Below are 19,917 nucleotides of genomic sequence, written 5' to 3' on the forward strand. Positions count from 1 at the left end.
GATGGACACTAAACTCTCGGCCGGTTTGCTCGGCAATGGTAAAAGCCCGCTGGACAGCGGCGCCTTTACCGATCTGAACCGCCTCAGCCAGCTCAAAGTGGGTGGCGATAACGAGCAGAACATCCGCAAGGTGGCGAAGGAGTTCGAATCGCTGTTCCTCAATGAAATGCTCAAAACCATGCGCTCGGCCAACGAAGTGTTCGGCGAAGGCAACTTCATGAACAGCAACGAGAGCAAGACCTATCAGGACATGCATGACCAGCAGCTGTCGGTGACGCTGTCGAACAACCAGAATGGCATCGGCCTGGCCGATGTGCTGGTGCGACAGATGTCGCAGCTCAAGGATGCCAGTGCGCGACCGAATCCGTTCGCCCAGGTTGACGAGCCGCTGCCGCATGCACCGAGCAAGCCGCTGGCCAAGGTCGACAGCCGTCGCGACGACTCGACCTTGATCAACCAGCGCCGCCTGGCGCTGCCAGGTAAGCCCAGCGACCGCCTGATGGCCGGCATCACGCCTTCGGCCACCGCCGCAGAGGCCCAGCCACTGGCGTACGCCGACTGGATTCCGGCCAAGGCGTTTGCAGCGCCTAACGACAAGCCCCTGAGCCTCGACGGCAGCGATGCCATCAGCGGTCGTCGCCTGGCCCAGCAGGCGTCGGCAGTGGGTAAGTCGGTATTCAGCTCGCCGCAGGAGTTCGTCGCTGCACTGTTGCCCATGGCCGAAAAGGCCGCCGAGAAGATAGGTGTCGAGGCGCGCTACCTGGTGGCCCAGGCCGCGCTGGAGACGGGCTGGGGCAAGTCGATCATCCGCCAGCAGGACGGCTCCAGCAGCCACAACCTGTTCGGCATCAAGACCCACAACAGCTGGGATGGTGAGTCGGCGCGGGTGCAGACCACCGAGTACAAAGGGGGCAAGGCGGTGAAAGAAGCCGCCTCGTTCCGTGCCTACGACTCCTATGCCCAAAGCTTCGACGACTACGTGAGCTTCCTGCAGAACAACGGCCGCTATCAGGGTGCGTTGAACGCCACCGCCAATCCAGAGCGGTTCGTCCGCGAGTTGCAGCAGGCCGGTTACGCCACCGACCCGAATTATGCGCGCAAGGTGGCGCAGATCGCACGGCAGATGCAGACCTATCAGGCCGTGGCTGCAGCCGACAGCTTGACCACCCGGACCTGAGGCTGAGCTATGGCTGACTTACTTAATATTGGCCTGTCTGGGCTCTCCGCGAACAAGACCTCGCTGGCCGTCACCGGCCATAACATCACCAACGTCAACACCCCCGGGTTTTCCCGGCAGGACGCGGTTCAGGCGACGCGCAACCCACAGTTCAGTGGCGCAGGCTACATCGGTTCGGGTACCACGTTGGTGGATATTCGCCGCAGTTACAGCGAGTTCTTGAGCACTCAGTTGCGCAGCAGCACCGCGCTCAGTAGCGACGTGAATGCCTACAAGAGCCAAATCGAGCAGCTCGATTCGCTGCTGGCCGGTTCCACCACCGGCATAACGCCGTCGTTGCAGAAGTTTTTCTCCTCGCTGCAAACTGCAGCCGAAGACCCGTCCAACATCCCGGCTCGGCAACTGGTGCTGTCCGAGGCGGAGGGCCTGGCCCGGCGTTTCAATACGGTGTCCGACCGTATCAACGAGCAGAACAGCTTCATCAATAAGCAGATGGCCGCAGTCGGCGATCAAATCAACCGACTGGCTACCTCTATCGCCAGCTACAACGACGCCATCGCGGTGGCGTCCTCCAACGGCCAGCAACCAAACGACCTACTCGATGCTCGCGAAGAAGCGATCCGCCAGCTCTCGACTTATGTCGGTGTGACGGTGGTACCGCAGGACGGTAATTCGGTGAACCTGTTCGTCGGCTCCGGTCAGCCGTTGGTGGTAGGCAGCGCAGCCAGCCGCCTGGAAGTGGTACCAGGGCAAGCTGATCCGACTCGGTTCGAGGTGGAATTCGTCACCGGCGGTTCACGTCAGGGCGTCACCAGTTTGCTCACCGGCGGCGAGTTGGGCGGGTTGATCCGCTACCGCGCCGAGTCGCTGGACCCGACCCTCAATTCGCTGGGCCGCCTGGCGCTGGCGGTTAGCGAGCAGGTCAATAGCCAACTTGGTCAGGGCCTGGATCTGAAGGGGCAGGTAGGTACTGCACTGTTTGGCGACTTCAACGATGCTGCGTCGGCGGCATTGCGAGTCAAAGCATTCGCGACCAATACCGGCAGTGCTCAACCGCTGCTGAACATCAGCGACAGCAGTGTGCTGACCATCAGTGACTATCAACTCGATTTCGATGGCACCAACTATACGGCCCGGAGATTGAGTGACGGCCAGTCGATAGCCGTAACCAACACGGCTGGTGTGCTCAGCTTTGCTGATAGCGCTGGACGTGACCAAGGCTTCACTGTAACCCCCGGCGCCGGGGCGAATGCCGGGGATCGCTTTCTGTTGCAGCCCACGCGTCGGGGTGCAACTAGCATAACTGCGCAGCTGGATCAGCCTGATCAGCTGGCTTTTGCGGCGCCCGTGAGGGCTGAAGCCAACTTGCAGAATAGCGGTAATGGTTCGATCACCCAGCCTGACCTGATTGCTGCGGGGGCCAGTCCGATCAGCAGTGCGGCGATTGCTGCCGCTCTGCCACAGGGCCTGACGTATAACGGTGCTGGCGCTTTTGAGAGTCCGCCGGGTACGCCCGTCGCCGGCTTGGCCCGGGTGCCTGCTGGTGCATTCGTGCCTGGGCAGACGAACACTTACGAGTTGGATCTCGGCAGCGGCAATCGGGTGAGTTTCACTATTAGTGGTCGTCCAGAAAATGGCGATACCTTTACCCTGGGTTTCAACACCAATGGCGTATCGGATAACCGCAATGCGCTGAAGTTGGTTGACCTGCAAAACAAGCAGACCGTTGGCGTCGACCCCAATGTGACCGGTATAGGCACCGGATCGAGCTTCACCGATGGCTATGGCGAACTGGTCGAGCGCGTCGGCACCCTGACCGCGCAGGCCAGGCAGGACAGTGATGCGACCGGTGCCATCCTCAAGCAGGCGACGGATAACCGCGATGCATTGTCGGGTGTGAACCTGGATGAAGAAGCGGCCAACCTGATCAAGTTCGAGCAGTACTACAATGCCTCGGCGCAGGTGATTCAAGTTGCCCGTTCTTTGTTCGATACCCTTATCAATACATTCCGTTAAACCTCAGGGGGGCGTAGCCCGAACCCCTGACCTGTAGGAGCCAGCTTGCTGGCGAACATGTTCCAGTAGCAGTGGCGAACCCCAGATTGCTTCAAGAGGCTCCAGCATGCGCATCTCCACCATCCAGGCGTTCAATAACGGCGTGCAAGGCCTGCAGCGCAACTACGCCAATGTCACCCGCACCCAGGAGCAGATCAGCACCGGCAACCGCATTCTCACCCCGGCGGATGATCCGGTGGCCTCGGTGCGCCTGCTGCAACTTGAACAACAGCAGAGCGTGCTGGCCCAGCACAAGGACAACCTCACCGCTGCGAACAACAGCCTGACCCAGGAGGAAGTTACCCTCAACTCCGTCAACACCATTCTCCAGCGTGTGCGCGAGTTGGCCGTACAGGCCGGCAATGGTGCGCTCAGTCAGTCGGATCGCCAGTCTATCGCGGCGGAACTGGGGGCGCGCGAGGAAGAGCTGTTCGGCCTGATGAATACCCGCAATGCCCGCGGCGAATATTTGTTCGCCGGTTTTCAGGGCAAGACCCAGCCCTTCGTGCGCCAGGGCGATGGCAGCTACAGCTATCAGGGTGATGAGGGGCAGCGCAAATTGCAGGTGGCCAGTTCGTTGGATCTGGCGATCAGCGACAGCGGCAAGAAAATCTTCCAGAACGTCACCAATGCCGGTCGCCTGGATGCGGCGCTCGACGCCTCACTGGCGCCCGGTTCCACCCTCAGCGTGTCGCCACCGCTGGTGCAAGATGAGGTGGTCTTTGCCGGCAACCCGGCGTTCCCCGGTACGGGTATCGAAATCCGCTTCGATCCGACAGATCCGAAACGCTACGACATCTACGACATTCCTGCCGGAGCCGTGCTCGCCAGCGGGCGTATGGATGCTGACGATGTAACTAGCGACCAGCTTGTGTTTCGTGGGGTTAGCGTGCAGTTCGACGGTGTGCCTGTGGGCGGCGAAAGCATCCAGATCACTGCTGATCCCTCACGGCAAAAACAGGGCATCCTCGATACCATCTCTCAGTTACGCACTAGCTTGGAAAACCCGGCGACTGGCTTGCAGGTGCGTGATGCGGTGGCTGTAGCCCTGACCAACCTCGACCACGGCATGAGCACCGTCGACAGTGTGCGCGGTGAAATCGGCGCGCGCCTGAACATCATCGATTCGACCCAGACCGATAACGAAGACGTCGCGCTGGTCAACAAGTCCGTGCAGGCCGACTTGCGCGAACTGGACTACGCCGAAGCCCTGTCGCGGTTGTCCTTCCAGACCATTGTTCTGGAAGCGTCGCAGCAGAGCTATATCAAGATCGCCGGGCTCAGTCTATTCAATAAACTGGGCTGAGGCCGTGAGCGAGGCCGTTGGGTACTCTCCCAGTATTGCGATTCCTGGGTAGGTGCGCGAGTTATGCGCGTTTGCATGGGGATATCAGGGCCGAAGGCGTACAACAATCCATTCACGCATTGCTTTGTACAACATTGACCCGCACTTATGCTGACTCCGTGAGTGAAGGCATCGTCAAGCGCAAGCGGATTTTCAGTGATGTGCCAACCCAGCTCGATGTTGGTGAGCGCAGTATTGGCAAGGCCGTGCGACGGCCGCACAAGTGCCGCTCGCCCATATGTGCTCCTAGGCATTGTGCATCATGTACCAGTCCCAACTGCCCACCCCTCACCTTGCTGCCGCTCAACGCGGTGTTCAACCTATTCTGCATGTCGGTGGGTATAGTGCCGCGGTGTCTAGAGAGGCGCGTTCTGCGCAACGTAGTTGAGCGTTGTCTAGGCTGCCCCAGGCAGGGCGAATGCATGCTCCATGATCTGCGCTTTCCATCAGTCATCATTTGGCATGGTTTATTGCGCTTTATTTAGGCATGTATTTTGCCTCGAAGAGTTAACTCGCGAAATACTGTCAGTAAATTGTCTATGCGCAGGCTGCGGCATAGGGTTGATGGATGAGCATAATAATGAAAGCAGTCATACTTGCCGGTGGATTAGGCACTCGAATCAGTGAGGAATCCCACCTCCGGCCTAAGCCAATGATCGAGATAGGCGGTAAGCCAATCATTTGGCACATCATGAAGATGTACTCGCACTATGGCATCAACGACTTTGTAATTTGTCTCGGCTACAAGGGTTATGTCATCAAGGAGTATTTTGCCAACTATTTCCTGCACATGTCGGATGTCACCTTCGATATGGCGGAAAACCAGATGCATATCCATGGCCGTCATGCTGAGCCGTGGCGCGTTACGCTGGTCGATACGGGAGAGCACACCGGAACAGGTGGGCGTCTGCGGCGAGTGCGGGAATATTTGGGGAATGAAACCTTCTGTTTTACCTATGGCGATGGTGTTGCCGATGTAGATATCTCTGCAATCATTGACTTCCACCGCCAGCACGGAAAACTGGCAACGGTCACCGCAGTTCAGCCACCCGGTCGCTACGGCGCTCTGGCTGTGAGTGGGCAACAGGTCAAGGGTTTCCAGGAAAAGCCCCTGGGAGATGGTGGCTGGATAAACGGCGGTTTCTTCGTGCTTGAGCCCGGAGTGTTCGATTACATCGAAGGTGATTCCACCACGTGGGAATATGAGCCGATGCGTATGCTGGCGGACAGAGGCGAACTGATGAGTCACCTGCACCGCGGTTTTTGGCATGCGATGGATACTTTGCGCGACCGTGTGTTGCTTGAGGAGCGCTGGAAGAACGGCCAGGCGGAATGGCAACTATGGCGCTGAGTCCGGCATTCTGGTCGGGACGCAGGGTCTTTCTCACGGGGCACACCGGTTTCAAGGGCGGCTGGCTGGCCCTGTGGCTGCGCGAACTAGGTGCGGAGGTTTTTGGCTATGCGTTGCCGGCGGTGGCCACGCCGTCTCTGTGGCAGGTGGCGCAACTGGCGGAAGTGATTCCGGGCCAGCTGGCCGACATCCGCGACGCGCAGGCACTCATGCAGGCTGTGGTCGATTTTCGTCCGGAGATCATCCTGCACTTGGCGGCCCAACCGCTGGTGCGTGAGTCCTATCGCGCACCGGCAGATACTTATGCGGTCAACGTTATGGGTACGGTAAACCTGCTCGAAGCAGCACGCCAGTGCGACTCGCTGCGCGCCGTAGTAGTGGTGACGACCGACAAGTGCTACGACAACCGCGAATGGGTTTGGCCTTACCGCGAACAGGACGCCCTTGGTGGGCTCGACCCGTATAGCAATAGTAAGGCCTGCATAGAACTGCTCTGTTCATCCTATCGCGCCTCCTTCCTGCAGAGTCGCGGGGTGGCCTTGGCCACTGCCCGTGCCGGCAACGTGCTGGGTGGTGGAGACTGGTCGCCGGAGCGACTTATCCCTGACATCCTGCGCGCTTGGCAACAAGGCGAGTCGCTGACCCTGCGCTATCCGCAAGCAACCCGGCCTTGGCAGCACGTGCTCGAGCCATTGTACGGCTACCTGCTGCTGGCGCAGGCGCTGGTAGAACAGGGTGAGGCTGCGGCCTCGGCCTGGAACTTTGGTCCGGACGCGCAGGGCGTCGCTAGTGTTGCTGAGGTTGTTGAGCATCTTGCCCGGCAGTGGGTGGGTCGTGCCGACTGGGTCCAGGGGGCAGAACCACAACCCCATGAAGCCGGGCTGCTGGCGCTGGATTCATCCAAGGCACGCCGGCTGTTGGGCTGGAATCCGCGCTGGTCACTGCAGCAAACCTTGGAGCAGACTCTTGTGTGGCATCAGGCCTGGCAGGATGGTCAAGACATGCAGGCATTCACCCGCGCGCAGATCGTAGCGTATCAAGGCGATATTCAATGAGTGAGCAGACGGCGCAGCAGTTGCGCCAACAGATTGCCGACCTAGTGGGTCGTTATGCACAGCTACATATGGCCCCTGCGCCCTACGTCCCTGGTCTGAGTGCGGTGCCCCCTTCGGGCAAGGTGATAGGAGCGCCGGAGTTGCAAGCGATGACCGAAGCGGTGCTCGACGGTTGGCTTACTACCGGGCGCTTCAATGAAGCCTTCGAGAGACGGCTAGCTCGTTATCTTGGGCGGCGCAGTGTTTTGACCACCAACTCGGGCTCCTCTGCGAATCTGCTGGCCTTTTCCGCACTGACTTCGCCTCGTCTCGGTGATCGTGCGATTCGCAAGGGAGACGAAGTGATCGGCGTGGCGGCGGGCTTCCCGACCACGGTAAATCCTATTCTGCAGTTTGGTGCCGTGCCGGTGTTCGTCGATGTCGAATTGGCCACTTACAACGTTAATCCCGAACTAGTAGAAGCGGCGATCGGCCCCCGCACTAAGGCCATTATGTTGGCCCACACCCTGGGTAATCCGTTCAACCTCCGGGTAATCCGCGAGTTATGCGACCGCTACAACCTGTGGTTGATTGAGGACTGTTGCGATGCGTTGGGTGCGACATTCGAAGAACAGGCGGTGGGTACTTTTGGTGATATCGGTACTCTGAGCTTTTATCCAGCGCACCACATCACCATGGGGGAGGGCGGCGCTGTGTTCACCAACACCCCGCAGCTCAAACGCATCATGGAATCATTCCGGGACTGGGGGCGCGATTGCTACTGTGCACCGGGTGAGGACAATACTTGCGGCAAGCGCTTTGACTGGCAGCTTGGCGATCTGCCTGAGGGCTATGACCACAAGTACACCTACTCTCACCTAGGCTACAACTTGAAGATCACTGACATGCAAGCCGCTTGCGCGCTGGCACAGATGGATCGTCTGGATGACTTCATTGCCGCGCGTAAACGCAACTTCGCCTGGCTCAGCAAGCGCTTTGCGGGCTGCGCCGAACATTTAGTCCTGCCCCATGCTACCCCAGGCAGCGCTCCGTCTTGGTTCGGCTTCCCGCTGACCTTGCGTGATGGCTGCGGCTTCAAACGGATCGATCTGCTGCGCTATTTGGATGAACATAATGTCGGTACGCGTCTGCTGTTCGCTGGTAACCTGACCCGCCAACCATATATGCAGGGCCAGAACTTCAGGGTTTCCGGGGACCTTCCGGTGACTGACAAAATAATGAAAGACACTTTCTGGATTGGCGTGTGGCCAGGGCTTTCTGAAGCCCATTTGGAACATGCCGCCAGTCGGATCGAGGCCTGGCTCGGCCGAGGAATCAAGTGATGAGTACTGCCCTGCCTACGTTGGAGCTTTTCAGCAAGCCACTGTTTGTCCTGGAAATGGCCAACAATCATATGGGCGATGTCGAACATGGCATTGCACTCATCCGCGCATTTGGTGAGGTCTGTCGTAAGTTTCCCTTCCGCTTTGCCTTCAAGCTGCAGTATCGCAATCTGGATAGCTTTATCCATCCAGCCATGCGTGGGCGCGATGATCTGAAGTACATCAAACGTTTCAGCGAAACGCGCCTGCAGCGCGAGCAGTTCGATGCGCTGGTGGCGGAAATGCGTGCCAACGGTTTCCTGTGCATGTCTACACCGTTCGACGAAGCCTCGGTGGAGGTTATCGAAGAGCAGGCGCTGGACTGTATCAAGATTGCCAGCTGCTCAATGTCCGACTGGCCGCTGCTCGAGCGAGTGGTGCTCAGCCAGCAGCCGTTGATTGTCTCCACTGCCGGCTCGACTACCGAAGAGCTGGATCGCCTGGTGAGCTTTCTCACACATCGGGAAAAGAAATTTGCCATCCTGCATTGCGTTGGCGAATACCCGACTCCAGATGCGCACATGCACCTGTCTCAGCTGGATTACCTGCGCCGACGCTATCCAGGTGTGCGCGTCGGTTTCTCCACCCACGAAAATCCGGACAACACCGATATCGTTAAGATTGCCCTGGCCAAGGGCGCACGCATTTTCGAGAAACACGTCGGTCTGCCGACCGATCAGTATCCACTGAACGCTTACTCGGCCAGCCCGCAGCAGGTCGAGAATTGGCTACGGGCGGCGCAGACCGCCTTACTGTTGTGCGGTGAGGGCGAGCAACGCCTGCCGGTCAACCAGACTGAGCGCGACAGCCTGCGCTCGCTGCGTCGTGGTGTGTTCGCGCGCCGACCGATAGCGACTGGGGAAGTAGTACATGAGCACGACATCTATTTTGCCTTTCCGCCGCAGGACGAGCAGTTCACCGCCAACGACTGGTCGAAGTACGCCACATTCACTGCTCAGGTGGATATCCCCACCGACGCTGCGCTGAGTTCGGAAAATACGCAGCGGCGTGACGTGCGTGACAAGGTCTGGGAAATCGTCCAGCGCGTGCGTACGCAATTGCGCGACAGCCATGTAGTGGTTCCCGGTCGTGTAGACCTCGAGATTTCCCACCACTATGGCCTTGAACACTTCGATGAGATCGGCCTGACCATGCTTACTGTGGTCAATCGAGGATATTGCAAGAAGCTGCTGATGCTGCTTCCCGGGCAACAGCACCCTGAGCAGTTCCATGAGCACAAGGAGGAAACCTTCCATGTGCTGCATGGCGAGTTGCGCCTGCATCTTGATGGAGTCGAACGCATCTGCCGCCCCGGTGATGTAGTAACCGTCGAGCCGGGTGTGCGGCATGCTTTTCGCTCCGACGATGGAGCGATTATCGAGGAGCTGTCTTCGACCCACTATAGCAACGACTCCTTCTATTCCGACCCGGCGATCAACGCCAACCAAGATAGAAAAACCCTCTTGAGCTATTGGATGGACTGACGTGCCAAGCCCTTATCGTGTTGCTGACTACATTGCTGACTTCATCGCAGGGCTGGGCGTGGAGCACGTCTTCCTGTTGCCCGGTGGCGGTGCCATGCACCTCAACGATGCGGTGGGCAAGCACCCGCGCCTGGAGGTGGTCGCCTGCCTGCATGAGCAGGCGGCAGCCATCGCCGCGGAGGCCTACTGCCGGATCAACGAGAACATGGGTGTGGCAATGGTCACCACCGGTCCTGGCGCGACAAACGCCGTGACCGCAGTGGCCGGAGCCTGGATCGAATCGGTGCCGCTGCTGATCGTTTCCGGCCAGGTCAAGCGCGCCGACCTGTTGCGCGGCGCACCGCTGCGGCAGAAGGGTGTGCAGGAAGTGGACATCGTCAGCGTAGTCGCCCCCATCACCAAATATGCAGTGACTATCGAGCGCCCAGAAGACATTCGTCGCGAGCTGGAGCGCGCAGTGAGTATTGCGCGTGCCGGCCGTGCCGGGCCGGTGTGGATAGACGTACCGCTGGATGTCCAGGGTGCCCCTATCGACCCGGCGCTGCTGCAAGGCTGGGAAGCTCCGCCAGAGCAACCGATAGCAATCGACACCAGCGTGCTGGAGCAGATTCATCAACTACTTGAGGGGGCCGAGCGACCGCTGCTGCTAGCCGGTCATGGTGTGCGTCTGAGCGGCGCGGCGCAGCTGTTTCGCAACATCGTCGAGGCCATGGGCGTGCCGGTGGTGACCACGTGGAATGCCATGGATCTACTGCCTTACGAGCATCCGTTGTATGTGGGCCGGCCGGGGGTTGTTGCTCTGCGCGCGCCTAACTTTGCAATCCAGAACGCCGACCTGCTGATCTCCATCGGCTGCCGGCTGGACAACATCATCACGGCCTACAATCCACGCGATTTTGCTCGCGCTGCCCGCAAGGTGGTGGTCGATGTGGATGCCAATGAAATTGAGAAACTGGACATGGCGATGGATCTGACCGTGACCAGCGATGCCAAAACGTTCCTCGCCGCGCTGAGTCAGCAATTGGACGGCGCCGAGTTCCGTCGGCCTCAGTGGTTGGAACGCTGCCGTGACTGGAAGAGCCGCTATGGCGTAAACGATGGCAAGCCGTTCCCGGCCACTGGGCCGATCAGCCATTTTCAGCTCGCCGACAGCCTGTCCGACGCCATCGCCCCGGATACGCTGATCAGTACCGGCAGCTCCGGACTGGCGGTGGAGGTGTTCTACACCGTGTTCCGCAACCGCCCCGGCCAGCGAGTGTTTCTGACCTCCGGGCTGGGTGCGATGGGCTACGGCCTGCCCGCTGCGATCGGTGCCTGTTTCGCCAACGGCCGCAAGCCGATGGTGGCGGTGGAGAGCGATGGCAGCTTGCAGCTGAACATCCAGGAGTTTGCGACGATGCGAGCCTTCGACCTGCCGATATGCCTGGTGGTGCTGAACAATGGCGGCTATGCCTCAATCCGCAATACCCAGCGCAACTACTTTGAAGGCCGTTATGTCGGCACCGGGCCAGAGGCCGGCCTGTGGATGCCGGACCTGGAGGATGTAGCGCGCACCTACCGCTTACCGTTCCGCCGGATCAGCGATGCATCGGAGCTGGCCAGTGGCTTGGTCGAAGCCATGGCTCAGCCGCGCCCACTGATCATCGAGGTCATGCTGATGAACGACGAAGCGCTTAGCCCCAAGGTAGCCGCTGTGCCTCAGCCGGATGGCTCGATGACTTCGATGCCGCTGGAGGACATGAGCCCGCTACTGCCGCTGGAGGTCCTGGAGAAGGAAATGGACGGCAACCTTACTGAGGTGTCGCGCAAGGTTCGGCAGCAGCTTTGAATCCTTCTTTCTCGCTCTTGAGTCCGATGCACAACTTTGCAGTATGCATACTGCAAAGTTGTGCATCAGGAGAGGTATCGGTGGCTTCAGTTTCGATCATTAACCCATTCATTAATCGTCGCAGTGCAGCCATCACCGGTGTTGGAACGGCAGTTGGGCTTGCCCTGGCTCATCGGCTTAACTTTCGGGGCAACTGCAGCGCGCTGGTCAGGGATTGCCGATGAAAACCCACATCCTTTTTGATTTCGACGGCACCTTAGTCGATTCGGCACCGGCCATTCTCAGTTGCTTTAAGCAGGTGATGCAGGCTCATGGTTTGCAAGCCTGCCGTACTGTTGATGACAGCCTGATCGGGCCACCACTACGTCAGACTCTAGAGTCCCTGAGTGGCCAAAGCGATCCCGCACTGCTTGATGCGCTAAGCGCCAGTTTCAAGGATATCTACGACTCCAAAGCCTGCTTGGAGACACCTGCTTATGCCGGCTGGCACACGTTGCTGGACAGCCTGTGCGCGCAGGGATTGACCTTGGCAATTGCTACCAATAAGCGCCTATTGCCGACACGAAAGATCATCAATGCATTGGGATGGGACGAGCGTTTTTCCGAGGTTTTCGCGAGTGATTCTCACCCTGGGCTTTATGCCGACAAGACTGGAATGATTGCCGCGCTGCTGCAGAAACTCAGGATTGCACCGCAGGCGGCCATCTACGTCGGGGACACGGAACAGGATGGCCGTGCCGCTGCGGCCAATGCAGTAGATTTTTGGCCGGTGGCCTGGGGGTACGGAAGTTTCGGGAGTGGCTGTCAGCCATTTGTGTCGCCGCGACAGTTGGTGGCGCGCCTGGCGCCTGATACCAAGTCATCCGCTGTGATATGAGAAGGCAAGGGTAGTGATGAATTCCGTCGAATTGATCCTGTGGTCAGCGGCTAAAATATGCGCCTCGGTTCACCCGGTGTCATTCGTGGCCTTGCCGCGCCATGTTTTCCTGGCTGTCCGGAGCTGATCCCATGCCGACCGCAGCCATCACATGTCCATGTTGCGCCACCTCGGCCGAAAAGCCCCAGGCTAGCCCTGCCTACACTGGGTGCTCGCGATGCGGGCACCGCTGGCGTATGCCTCAGGAAGCAGTAAGCGGTCGTTACTATGAGACGCTGGCTGAGCGCAACGACCCCCATGCGCCCTGGTTCAAGAGAAAAATTGCTGACCGGGTCGCAGCCCTGTCTTCTCTGCTAACACCCCAGACGCGGCGTGTTCTGGAGATCGGCTGCGCCGAAGGGGTATTGGGCGGAGAAACCAAGCTTCGTTTTCCCGTCGTCTATGATGGCGTGGAATTATCCCAAGACAGAGAGCTGGCCCTGACGAAGCTGGACCAGGTCTTCCCGACCCCTGCTGACCAGGTGGAATCATCCCCCTATGACCTGATCGTTTCCTTCCACGTGCTGGAACATATCGCCAATCCCGCGCAGGAACTCCAGGCTTGGTCCAGGCTGCTGGCCCCAGGTGGACAATTGCTGATCGAAGTACCCAACCGTGCAGGTCATCCCTTGCTGGACAATGACCATAACCCAGAGCATCTACATCAGTTCACCCCAGCCTCCCTGACGATTCTGCTCGCCGGTCAGGGATTTACCTGCCATCAATTGTCCTTGGGACATTACGAATCTCCGGTCTACCCGGACTCGATCCGGGTCGTCGCCCAACCTCAGCCCCAGGCTAGCGACCAGCGCACCCAGCTACTGCAGCGTTTCCACGAACGGCTCGGAGGCCCGTTCATCGCCTATGGCATAGGCGGTGATTTCCTGAATTACGTGGAGCCCCTGGCCGAGGCGCTGGATATTCAGGCCCTGTTGGATTCGTCCCCGGCCAAATGGGGACAGCAGCTCGGCCGGCACGTCGTCACCGCTTACACCCCGGAACTCCATGGGGAGTTACCCATCCTCATTTGCTCGATAAAGTTTTCGGCCGGAATCCGGCAACACCTGCTTTCCCTGGGGATTGCCCCGGAGCGCATCACTAATCTAGAGACTATCTATGAAGGCCCCTGACTCTTTCCTCGGAGAAGATCTGTCTGGCATTCTCGCGGCGGACCTGCCTTGGGAGGAACTGTACGGTCGTCACATCCTGGTCACTGGGGCCTCGGGCTTCATCGGCGGACACATCGTCGAGGCCTTGGCCTGGCTCAATCGCTGTCATCCTCAAGTCGGCCTGCGCATCCATGTCCTGGCCCGTGATGTGGAAAAACTGCGCCAGCGTCTGCCCTGGCTGGATATCTCAAGTGAGCTGAACCTTTTGATTCAGGATGTCACCCAGCCCTGTAGCCTCGCAACGCCGCTGGATTTCATCATCCATGCGGCCAGCCCGGCCAGCCCCAGGCACTACCTGGAACGGCCGGTGGACACCATCCGCGCCAATACCGACGGTACTCGGCAACTGCTCGAGCTGGCCCGGGACAAGCAGGCCCGTTTACTGTTTCTCAGCAGCGGAGCTGTTTACGGGGACAACGTCCTACAGATTGAGGCTATCGGGGAAACCGACTTCGGTAGTGAAGATCCTCTGTCACCGCGGGCCTGCTACAGCGAGAGCAAGCGGCTGGCGGAAACCCTGTGTCGGGCCTACCACGTCCAGTACGGCGTAGACGCCAGGATTGCCCGCGTTTCCCACTGCTATGGTCCGGGAATTCGCCTGGACGATGGCCGAGCCATCGCTGACCTGCTTGCCGACGTGCTGAGCGATCGGGATATCCACCTCGATTCGGACGGCAGCGCCTCTCGCCCGTTTTGCTACGTCTCAGACACGGTACGGGGGCTTTTCCATGTTCTGCTCAAGGGTGAGGCCGGGGAGGCTTACAACGTCGGGGAAACCCACGAAACCACCATCCTGGAGCTGGCTCACATGATGATTGCGGCCGCGGGCAAGACCGATCGTCTGCATGTCACCGCAAAGGCCCGTAGTCCCTTAGCTCCAGCTGCACGCAGTTCGGGACACTTCAATATCGACAAGATAAAGCGGTTGGGTTGGAGTACGACTATCAATCTGCAGGCTGGGCTGTACCGAACGCTCGGGCGCTATAGCAAGCATGAGCACATGCCAACTATCACTCTGTGCGCACCAACCATACCTGAGTGCGCGATGAACACCTCACGCCCTCAGGGTGCTAATGAAGTCTGCCAGTCAGCCGTCTGCCCCGATGCTTCGGTGTTCTGGCAGCAGGGAGTCATAGACCGAAGCATTCGGGAGCAACTGATTCGGCAAAAGGGGATGACACTATGGCTCACGGGTTTGAGCGCGTCGGGTAAAACCACCACGGCTTATTCGCTGGAGCAGCAACTGATCCTGGCACAGCGACTTTGTTATGTTCTTGATGGCGACAATTTGCGCCATGGCGTCAATCGCAATTTGGGTTTTTCCCACGAGGATCGTAGGGAAAATATCCGCCGAACTGCAGAAATCGCGGGTCTGATGAACGATGCAGGTTTGATCGTTATCGTATCTTTGATTTCACCCCTAATTGCTGATCGCGTCATGGCAAAAGACATCATCGGTGCGGACAGCTTCATTGAGGTTTACCTGAATACCCCACTCGAAGTCTGCGAGGCGCGTGACCCCAAAAGCCTGTATCGCAAGGCCCGGCAAGGATTGATCACGAATTTTACTGGAATTAACGCTCCCTATGAGGCCCCGCCTTTTGCGGATATCTGTGTCAACACTGTGCAGCTGTCGCCTTTTGAAGTAGCGCAGCAGATTCTCTTGATGGCAAACCTGCACAGGCAAACTCAATTCGGACCAGGAGGTTGAGCGTGTCGACCCCGATTTTTGTACATATTCCAAAAACTGCAGGCAGCACGATCCGTACCCTTATCACGGAAAACTACCAGCCAGGTGAGGTACTCAGTCTGTATGGCGATCCCAAGGAGATTCTGACGACTGCGGCTTCGCATATTGGCCGGATGCAGGGAATGCGGCTCGTTCAGGGTCATACCCCCTATGGAACCCATAGGTTTCTGGGTATTCGCAATCCTCGTTACTTCACCTTTCTTCGGGAGCCCATCGCCCGGTTTCTCTCTGAAATTGCATATGCCGTGCGCCATGGCCATCATTCGTTTCATCAGGTGCTCGCCGCACCGGGGCTCACTGACAGCGAGCGCATCAGCAAGGCGTTGGACATCCCCTATTTTCGCAACACCATGACCCACTTCGTGAGTGGTGCTTTTAGCACCGAGACGATCTCCATGACGCAGCTTGGAGTCGCCATCGATAACCTGTGGGCTAGTGAGTTTGTCGGTCTCAGTGAGTGCTTCGAGATATCGTTGCTGATCATGGCGAAGAAGCTTGGCTGGAGACACGTCGTTCCGCAGTTGAGTAATGTGCGCCCTGACGACGATACGATTAGCGCTGAACTTAGGGCGCGTTTGGTTAGACCTCTGGCCTATGACGCGATGTTGTATGCCGTCGCCCAAGAGCACTTTGCGCAGAGTCGCGCGCAGTACGGAGCGATCCTGGAGGAGGCTGCAGCCCAGTTGTCGGAACTGATCCGGCTACAAGGCTGCGAACATCCCGATACCCGGTATTCGATGTACCAGGTGTGGGATGCAATCCAGATTCCCCTTGATGAATACCAGGCCCGCATCGCAGCGGGATCTCCCCTGTATCGTTGGTTGAACGATTGAATGCCTGAGGTGCCCGGCTTTGTCCACAAGACCTTGTGAAATTTGTGCTGGCGAAGACATGGATTTCATCCATCGCCAGCATTTCCTCTTCTCCGGCCAGGCTACCCCCGTTCACTACGACGTGGTGGCTTGCCGGAAATGCGGTTTTGCCTTCGCTAGCGATATTCCCGACCAGTCTGCCCTGAATCACTTTTACCAAGACTCCGAGCATCACTTGCACACAGACGTGCCGCCGGGGCTAGCACGCATTCACGACGATTTCTTCGCCTTCGTCCGGCAACATATAGAGTTGTCCGCAACGACTCGGGTGCTGGATATCGGTTCGGGCATGGGCCACTTCCTATCCCGTTTCAAGGCGGCGGGCCTGCATGAGCTGCTTGGTATCGAGCCCAGCCTGGCGGCTGCGCGATTGGGCAAGGAGGTTCACGGCCTGGAAATCCGGACGGGAACCGTGGATGCATTTACCCCAGCCCAGCCCTTTGGCCTAGTCACCCTGTGCGGTGTGCTCGAACACATCGCCGACCTCAAGGCCAGCGTGCGCCGGATTGCTGATCTGATTGAGGAGGGTGGGCATTTGTTCATCGCCGTTCCCGATGCAGTGGCCTTCGGGGCGTCGCCGCCCGCTGAGGCGTTTCTCGAGTTTGCGCTGGAACATATCAATTTCTTTAGCGCCACGAGCCTTGATAACCTGTTGTGTGCGATGGGCTTCGAGAAGCTTGACGTTATCTCCCAGCACAATGATTTCTATGACAACCACTATCTCCTGGCCTTGTATCGCAAGACCTCTAGGGCCTCGGAAAGCTTCAGGGCTGATGGTGAGTCGGCCGATAGCCTACGCAGCTATGTCAACCTGTCGCGGCAAACATTACGCCCGGTGGAGGAATTGGCTGCGCAACTGGAGGAAAGCGCAGAGCCCTTGCTCATCTGGGGGGCGGGCTCCCTCACCAGCCGGTTACTTTGTGATACACGCCTGGGCAATGCGAACATTCGCGGCATCATCGACAGGAACAAGAACCTGCAGGGCAAGCCCTTGCTCGGCGTTACCATCTCCGCCCCCGAATCCGTCATGGATCACCAGGGAGCCACGATTTTCATCGCTAGCACCACCTATGCCGAAGAGATCCGCAATACGCTCATCCGACAGTATGGCTGGGCCGGAAGGATCGTCAGTCTTGCGCCAGGAGTTACGGAATACCGATGAACACACTCACCCAGACCCGAGACGCCCACGAGGCCGGGGAAACCAGGAAACAGGACTACATCGAAGCCATCCATGCCCGGCATGCCGGTCTGTTCGATTACCCCGAGTTCATCGCCGGCACCGATGTTGAGGCTCTGCTCATCCAGGCGGGTGGCGTCTTCGTCCGCTCCCGCTCTCAGCAGATCGAACTGCTTCTGGATCCCAGGGATCAGCACTTGGTCCCCTGTACCCTGATGAATTTCCGCGCCTATGAAATGGCTGAAACCGAATTCCTCAAGGCCGTCACTCAGGAGAGCGGGGCGATCCTGGATATTGGGGCCAATTGCGGCTGGTATGCCTTGGCCCTAGCCAGACACTGTCCCACAGTGCCGATCCATGCATTCGAGCCGATTCCGCATACCCACGAGATCCTGCAGCGCAACATTCGACATAACGGTTTCACCAACATCGAGGCGCACCGACTAGCTTTTTCGGATCGTGAAGCCACTCTGGAATTTCTCTATACCCCCAATTGTTCAGGTGCCACCTCTCTGACCATGGCGGGACAACCCTGTACTCAGGAAAGTCTCGAGAAGATCTCCTGCCCCAGCACGACCCTGGATCTGTTTTGTGAGCGCAATGGTTTGGTGCCCCAAATCATCAAGTGCGATGTAGAGGGTGCTGAGCTCATGGTGATCCAGGGGGGGGAAGAGATCATCGCCACCCACAAACCGGTGATTCTCATTGAGCTGCTGAGGAAGTGGGCCAAGCAATTCGACTACCACCCCAACGATGTCGTGACGCTGCTCGGCAAACATGGCTACCAAGCCCATACCTTGGGTGCCAGCGGTTTGGTTCCTTGCCGCGGCATTGATGAGGATACGCTTGAAACGAATTTTATTTTCCTGCATGTGCAACAGCACCGCCATATTGCCGGTGTAGAAAGCACGCTACGGTTCATGCCATGAATTCATCTGCCCCCCCGCTTACAGTTGCACTTTTGACCTACAACCGCCTGCATTACTTTAAGGAATCCATCGCGGCTATTCTCAATCAAAGCTACACGTACTTTGAGCTTTTGGTGCTCGATAACTGTAGTACTGACGGTACAGGGGAGTTCGTTCTGAGTTTGAAGGATCCAAGGATCCGTTACATTAGAAATTCCTCCAATATTTCCACTGTACAGTTCAACTGTCTCTCGGCCTACCACATTGCATTGGGGCGCAGAGTCATTGTTACTCATGATGACGACATCATGGAAAGTCATATGCTGGAACGGCAAATGAACTTTCTCGATTGTAATCCTGATGTGCGTCTGGTCTGGACCCGCGTCAGTGACATCGATCAGGATGGAAAGCCGATAGCCGATAGCCTTTTAACGAATGGCTCGGATCGTATCTTCGCCCCAGGCGAGTACATCACCAGCTTTCTCAGGGAGCGCCTATGGCCTATGCCCAGTGGGATGATGTTGGAACGGGCTGTGCTCCCAAAAATGTACTCGGTGCATGCTCATTTTCGCACCAAAGCGGCGGTCAAGAATCCAATGGATCGGGCGGGCATAGCAGATGTTTTGCTACCGGCGCGCATCAATCGGAAAAATACCATCGGCTATATTGACCAGCCCTTGCTGCGGCGCAGGGTACATACCGATCAGTTCAGCCATGCGGCGAGTCTCTCTCGCCCCGGAGTTTACCTTTATCGCCGGCTGAAAAGGGCTGCTGCAGATATTCCTGGCTTTCAGTCTCAGGCATTGCATTTCGATACATTCGTGGCTCGCTTCGATATACAAGAAGCTATTACCACCAATGAAAAGGAAGTGATAAAAAAATCCACTATGGACAAAATAAGAGCTATCACTACAAAGCTGAAGAAAAATTTAGAATCATCCCCCGAGGCTTTTCTGGCGGGGTTGCCGATTTTCATACTTGATAGTTTGATCGCGCCGGGGGGGCAGGTTGATAAGCTGAATACTCTGCAAGCAGACACGCATGACATCGCTACACGGAAATTGTTGTCCTGGGCGCAGAAAACCACAAGCGTCTCTCATTCAAGTATTTTCCAATCCCTGGAAGGCAGGCGAATCATCATATTCGGTAGCGCATTCATTGCTGCGCTACTGATCATCGAGGCGAGAAATAAGAATGTCCTGATTGTCGCCTGCATAGATTCCAATGTTAATCGCCACGGAAAAAAACTGCTTGGCATTCCCATTCAGTCGCCGGCCTGGATGCGTGACCACGTCGAACCGAAAGATATCATTATTATCAGTTCCGAACGGGATCACGAACATTATATCGAGGCCATTATCAGGCAGAGCCTACCAAGGCAGGAAGTCATAATGACTTGGAAGAGCCTGATCGAATAATCGATATTTGTTTGCATGATTAGCCATGACCAGCAACAGCTCATACCA

Annotated in this window: 15 protein-coding genes and 1 pseudogene; all 16 read left to right on the forward strand. The window is 57.8% G+C overall.

Annotated elements, in window-relative coordinates:
- Position 1: 1 nt before the first annotated feature.
- The 16 genes and pseudogenes from flgJ (at position 2) to TMS3_RS11550 (ending at position 19,869) form a co-directional block, all read left to right on the forward strand.
- Positions 2 to 1,177, forward strand: coding sequence for a flagellar assembly peptidoglycan hydrolase FlgJ (gene flgJ / locus TMS3_RS11480; protein ID WP_025165423.1), 1,176 nt, complete (start codon positions 2 to 4; stop codon positions 1,175 to 1,177).
- Positions 1,178 to 1,186: 9 nt separating this feature from the next.
- The gene (flgK, locus tag TMS3_RS11485) at positions 1,187 to 3,193 is read left to right on the forward strand and encodes a flagellar hook-associated protein FlgK (RefSeq protein WP_025165424.1); all 2,007 of its coding nucleotides are present in this window, start codon (positions 1,187 to 1,189) and stop codon (positions 3,191 to 3,193) included.
- Positions 3,194 to 3,299: 106 nt separating this feature from the next.
- On the forward strand, positions 3,300 to 4,538 hold the full coding sequence (gene flgL / locus TMS3_RS11490) for a flagellar hook-associated protein FlgL (protein WP_025165425.1): 1,239 nt from the start codon (positions 3,300 to 3,302) through the stop codon (positions 4,536 to 4,538).
- A gap of 619 nt (positions 4,539 to 5,157) precedes the next feature.
- A complete protein-coding gene (gene rfbF, locus TMS3_RS11495; RefSeq protein WP_025165426.1) occupies positions 5,158 to 5,928 on the forward strand; it encodes a glucose-1-phosphate cytidylyltransferase in 771 nt (256 codons plus the stop codon).
- Positions 5,919 to 6,983 carry a CDP-glucose 4,6-dehydratase gene (gene rfbG, locus TMS3_RS11500; protein WP_025165427.1) on the forward strand — a complete coding sequence of 355 codons (1,065 nt, stop codon included), beginning with the start codon at positions 5,919 to 5,921 and terminating at the stop codon, positions 6,981 to 6,983. Before rfbF ends, rfbG begins: the two co-directional genes overlap by 10 nt.
- Entirely contained in the window at positions 6,980 to 8,305 is a 1,326-nt protein-coding gene (gene rfbH / locus TMS3_RS11505) for a lipopolysaccharide biosynthesis protein RfbH (protein ID WP_025165428.1), read from the forward strand. Before rfbG ends, rfbH begins: the two co-directional genes overlap by 4 nt.
- Complete coding sequence (locus TMS3_RS11510) at positions 8,305 to 9,828, forward strand: N-acetylneuraminate synthase family protein (RefSeq protein ID WP_025165429.1); 1,524 nt, start codon at positions 8,305 to 8,307, stop codon at positions 9,826 to 9,828. Before rfbH ends, TMS3_RS11510 begins: the two co-directional genes overlap by 1 nt.
- Position 9,829: 1 nt before the next feature.
- The gene (locus TMS3_RS11515) at positions 9,830 to 11,656 is read left to right on the forward strand and encodes a thiamine pyrophosphate-binding protein (protein ID WP_025165430.1); all 1,827 of its coding nucleotides are present in this window, start codon (positions 9,830 to 9,832) and stop codon (positions 11,654 to 11,656) included.
- A 220-nt stretch (positions 11,657 to 11,876) separates the two neighbouring features.
- Positions 11,877 to 12,533, forward strand: a complete 657-nt coding sequence (locus TMS3_RS11520) for an HAD family hydrolase (RefSeq protein ID WP_029866298.1) — start codon at positions 11,877 to 11,879, stop codon at positions 12,531 to 12,533.
- Positions 12,534 to 12,769: 236 nt separating this feature from the next.
- Positions 12,770 to 13,702 carry a class I SAM-dependent methyltransferase gene (locus TMS3_RS11525; protein WP_025165432.1) on the forward strand — a complete coding sequence of 311 codons (933 nt, stop codon included), beginning with the start codon at positions 12,770 to 12,772 and terminating at the stop codon, positions 13,700 to 13,702.
- A pseudogene (locus tag TMS3_RS25960) lies at positions 13,689 to 14,696 on the forward strand (NAD-dependent epimerase/dehydratase family protein); the annotation flags it as partial. The gene TMS3_RS11525 and the pseudogene TMS3_RS25960, both read left to right, overlap by 14 nt.
- Before the next feature lie 156 nt (positions 14,697 to 14,852).
- Complete coding sequence (gene cysC / locus TMS3_RS25965) at positions 14,853 to 15,452, forward strand: adenylyl-sulfate kinase (RefSeq protein WP_407691615.1); 600 nt, start codon at positions 14,853 to 14,855, stop codon at positions 15,450 to 15,452.
- 2 nt (positions 15,453 to 15,454) lie between these two features.
- Positions 15,455 to 16,324, forward strand: coding sequence for a sulfotransferase family protein (locus tag TMS3_RS11535; protein ID WP_025165434.1), 870 nt, complete (start codon positions 15,455 to 15,457; stop codon positions 16,322 to 16,324).
- Between the two features lie 58 nt (positions 16,325 to 16,382).
- Positions 16,383 to 17,525: a class I SAM-dependent methyltransferase gene (locus TMS3_RS11540; protein WP_025165435.1), complete on the forward strand. Its 1,143-nt coding sequence runs from the start codon at positions 16,383 to 16,385 to the stop codon at positions 17,523 to 17,525.
- Positions 17,522 to 18,472 (forward strand): FkbM family methyltransferase, encoded by a 951-nt coding sequence (locus TMS3_RS11545; RefSeq protein ID WP_083491742.1) that lies wholly within the window; start codon positions 17,522 to 17,524, stop codon positions 18,470 to 18,472. Before TMS3_RS11540 ends, TMS3_RS11545 begins: the two co-directional genes overlap by 4 nt.
- Positions 18,469 to 19,869, forward strand: a complete 1,401-nt coding sequence (locus tag TMS3_RS11550) for a glycosyltransferase (RefSeq protein ID WP_025165437.1) — start codon at positions 18,469 to 18,471, stop codon at positions 19,867 to 19,869. Before TMS3_RS11545 ends, TMS3_RS11550 begins: the two co-directional genes overlap by 4 nt.
- The last annotated feature ends 48 nt before the right edge of the window (positions 19,870 to 19,917 follow it).

This window comes from Pseudomonas taeanensis MS-3 (assembly GCF_000498575.2).
Classification (GTDB): Bacteria; Pseudomonadota; Gammaproteobacteria; order Pseudomonadales; family Pseudomonadaceae; genus Aquipseudomonas; species Aquipseudomonas taeanensis.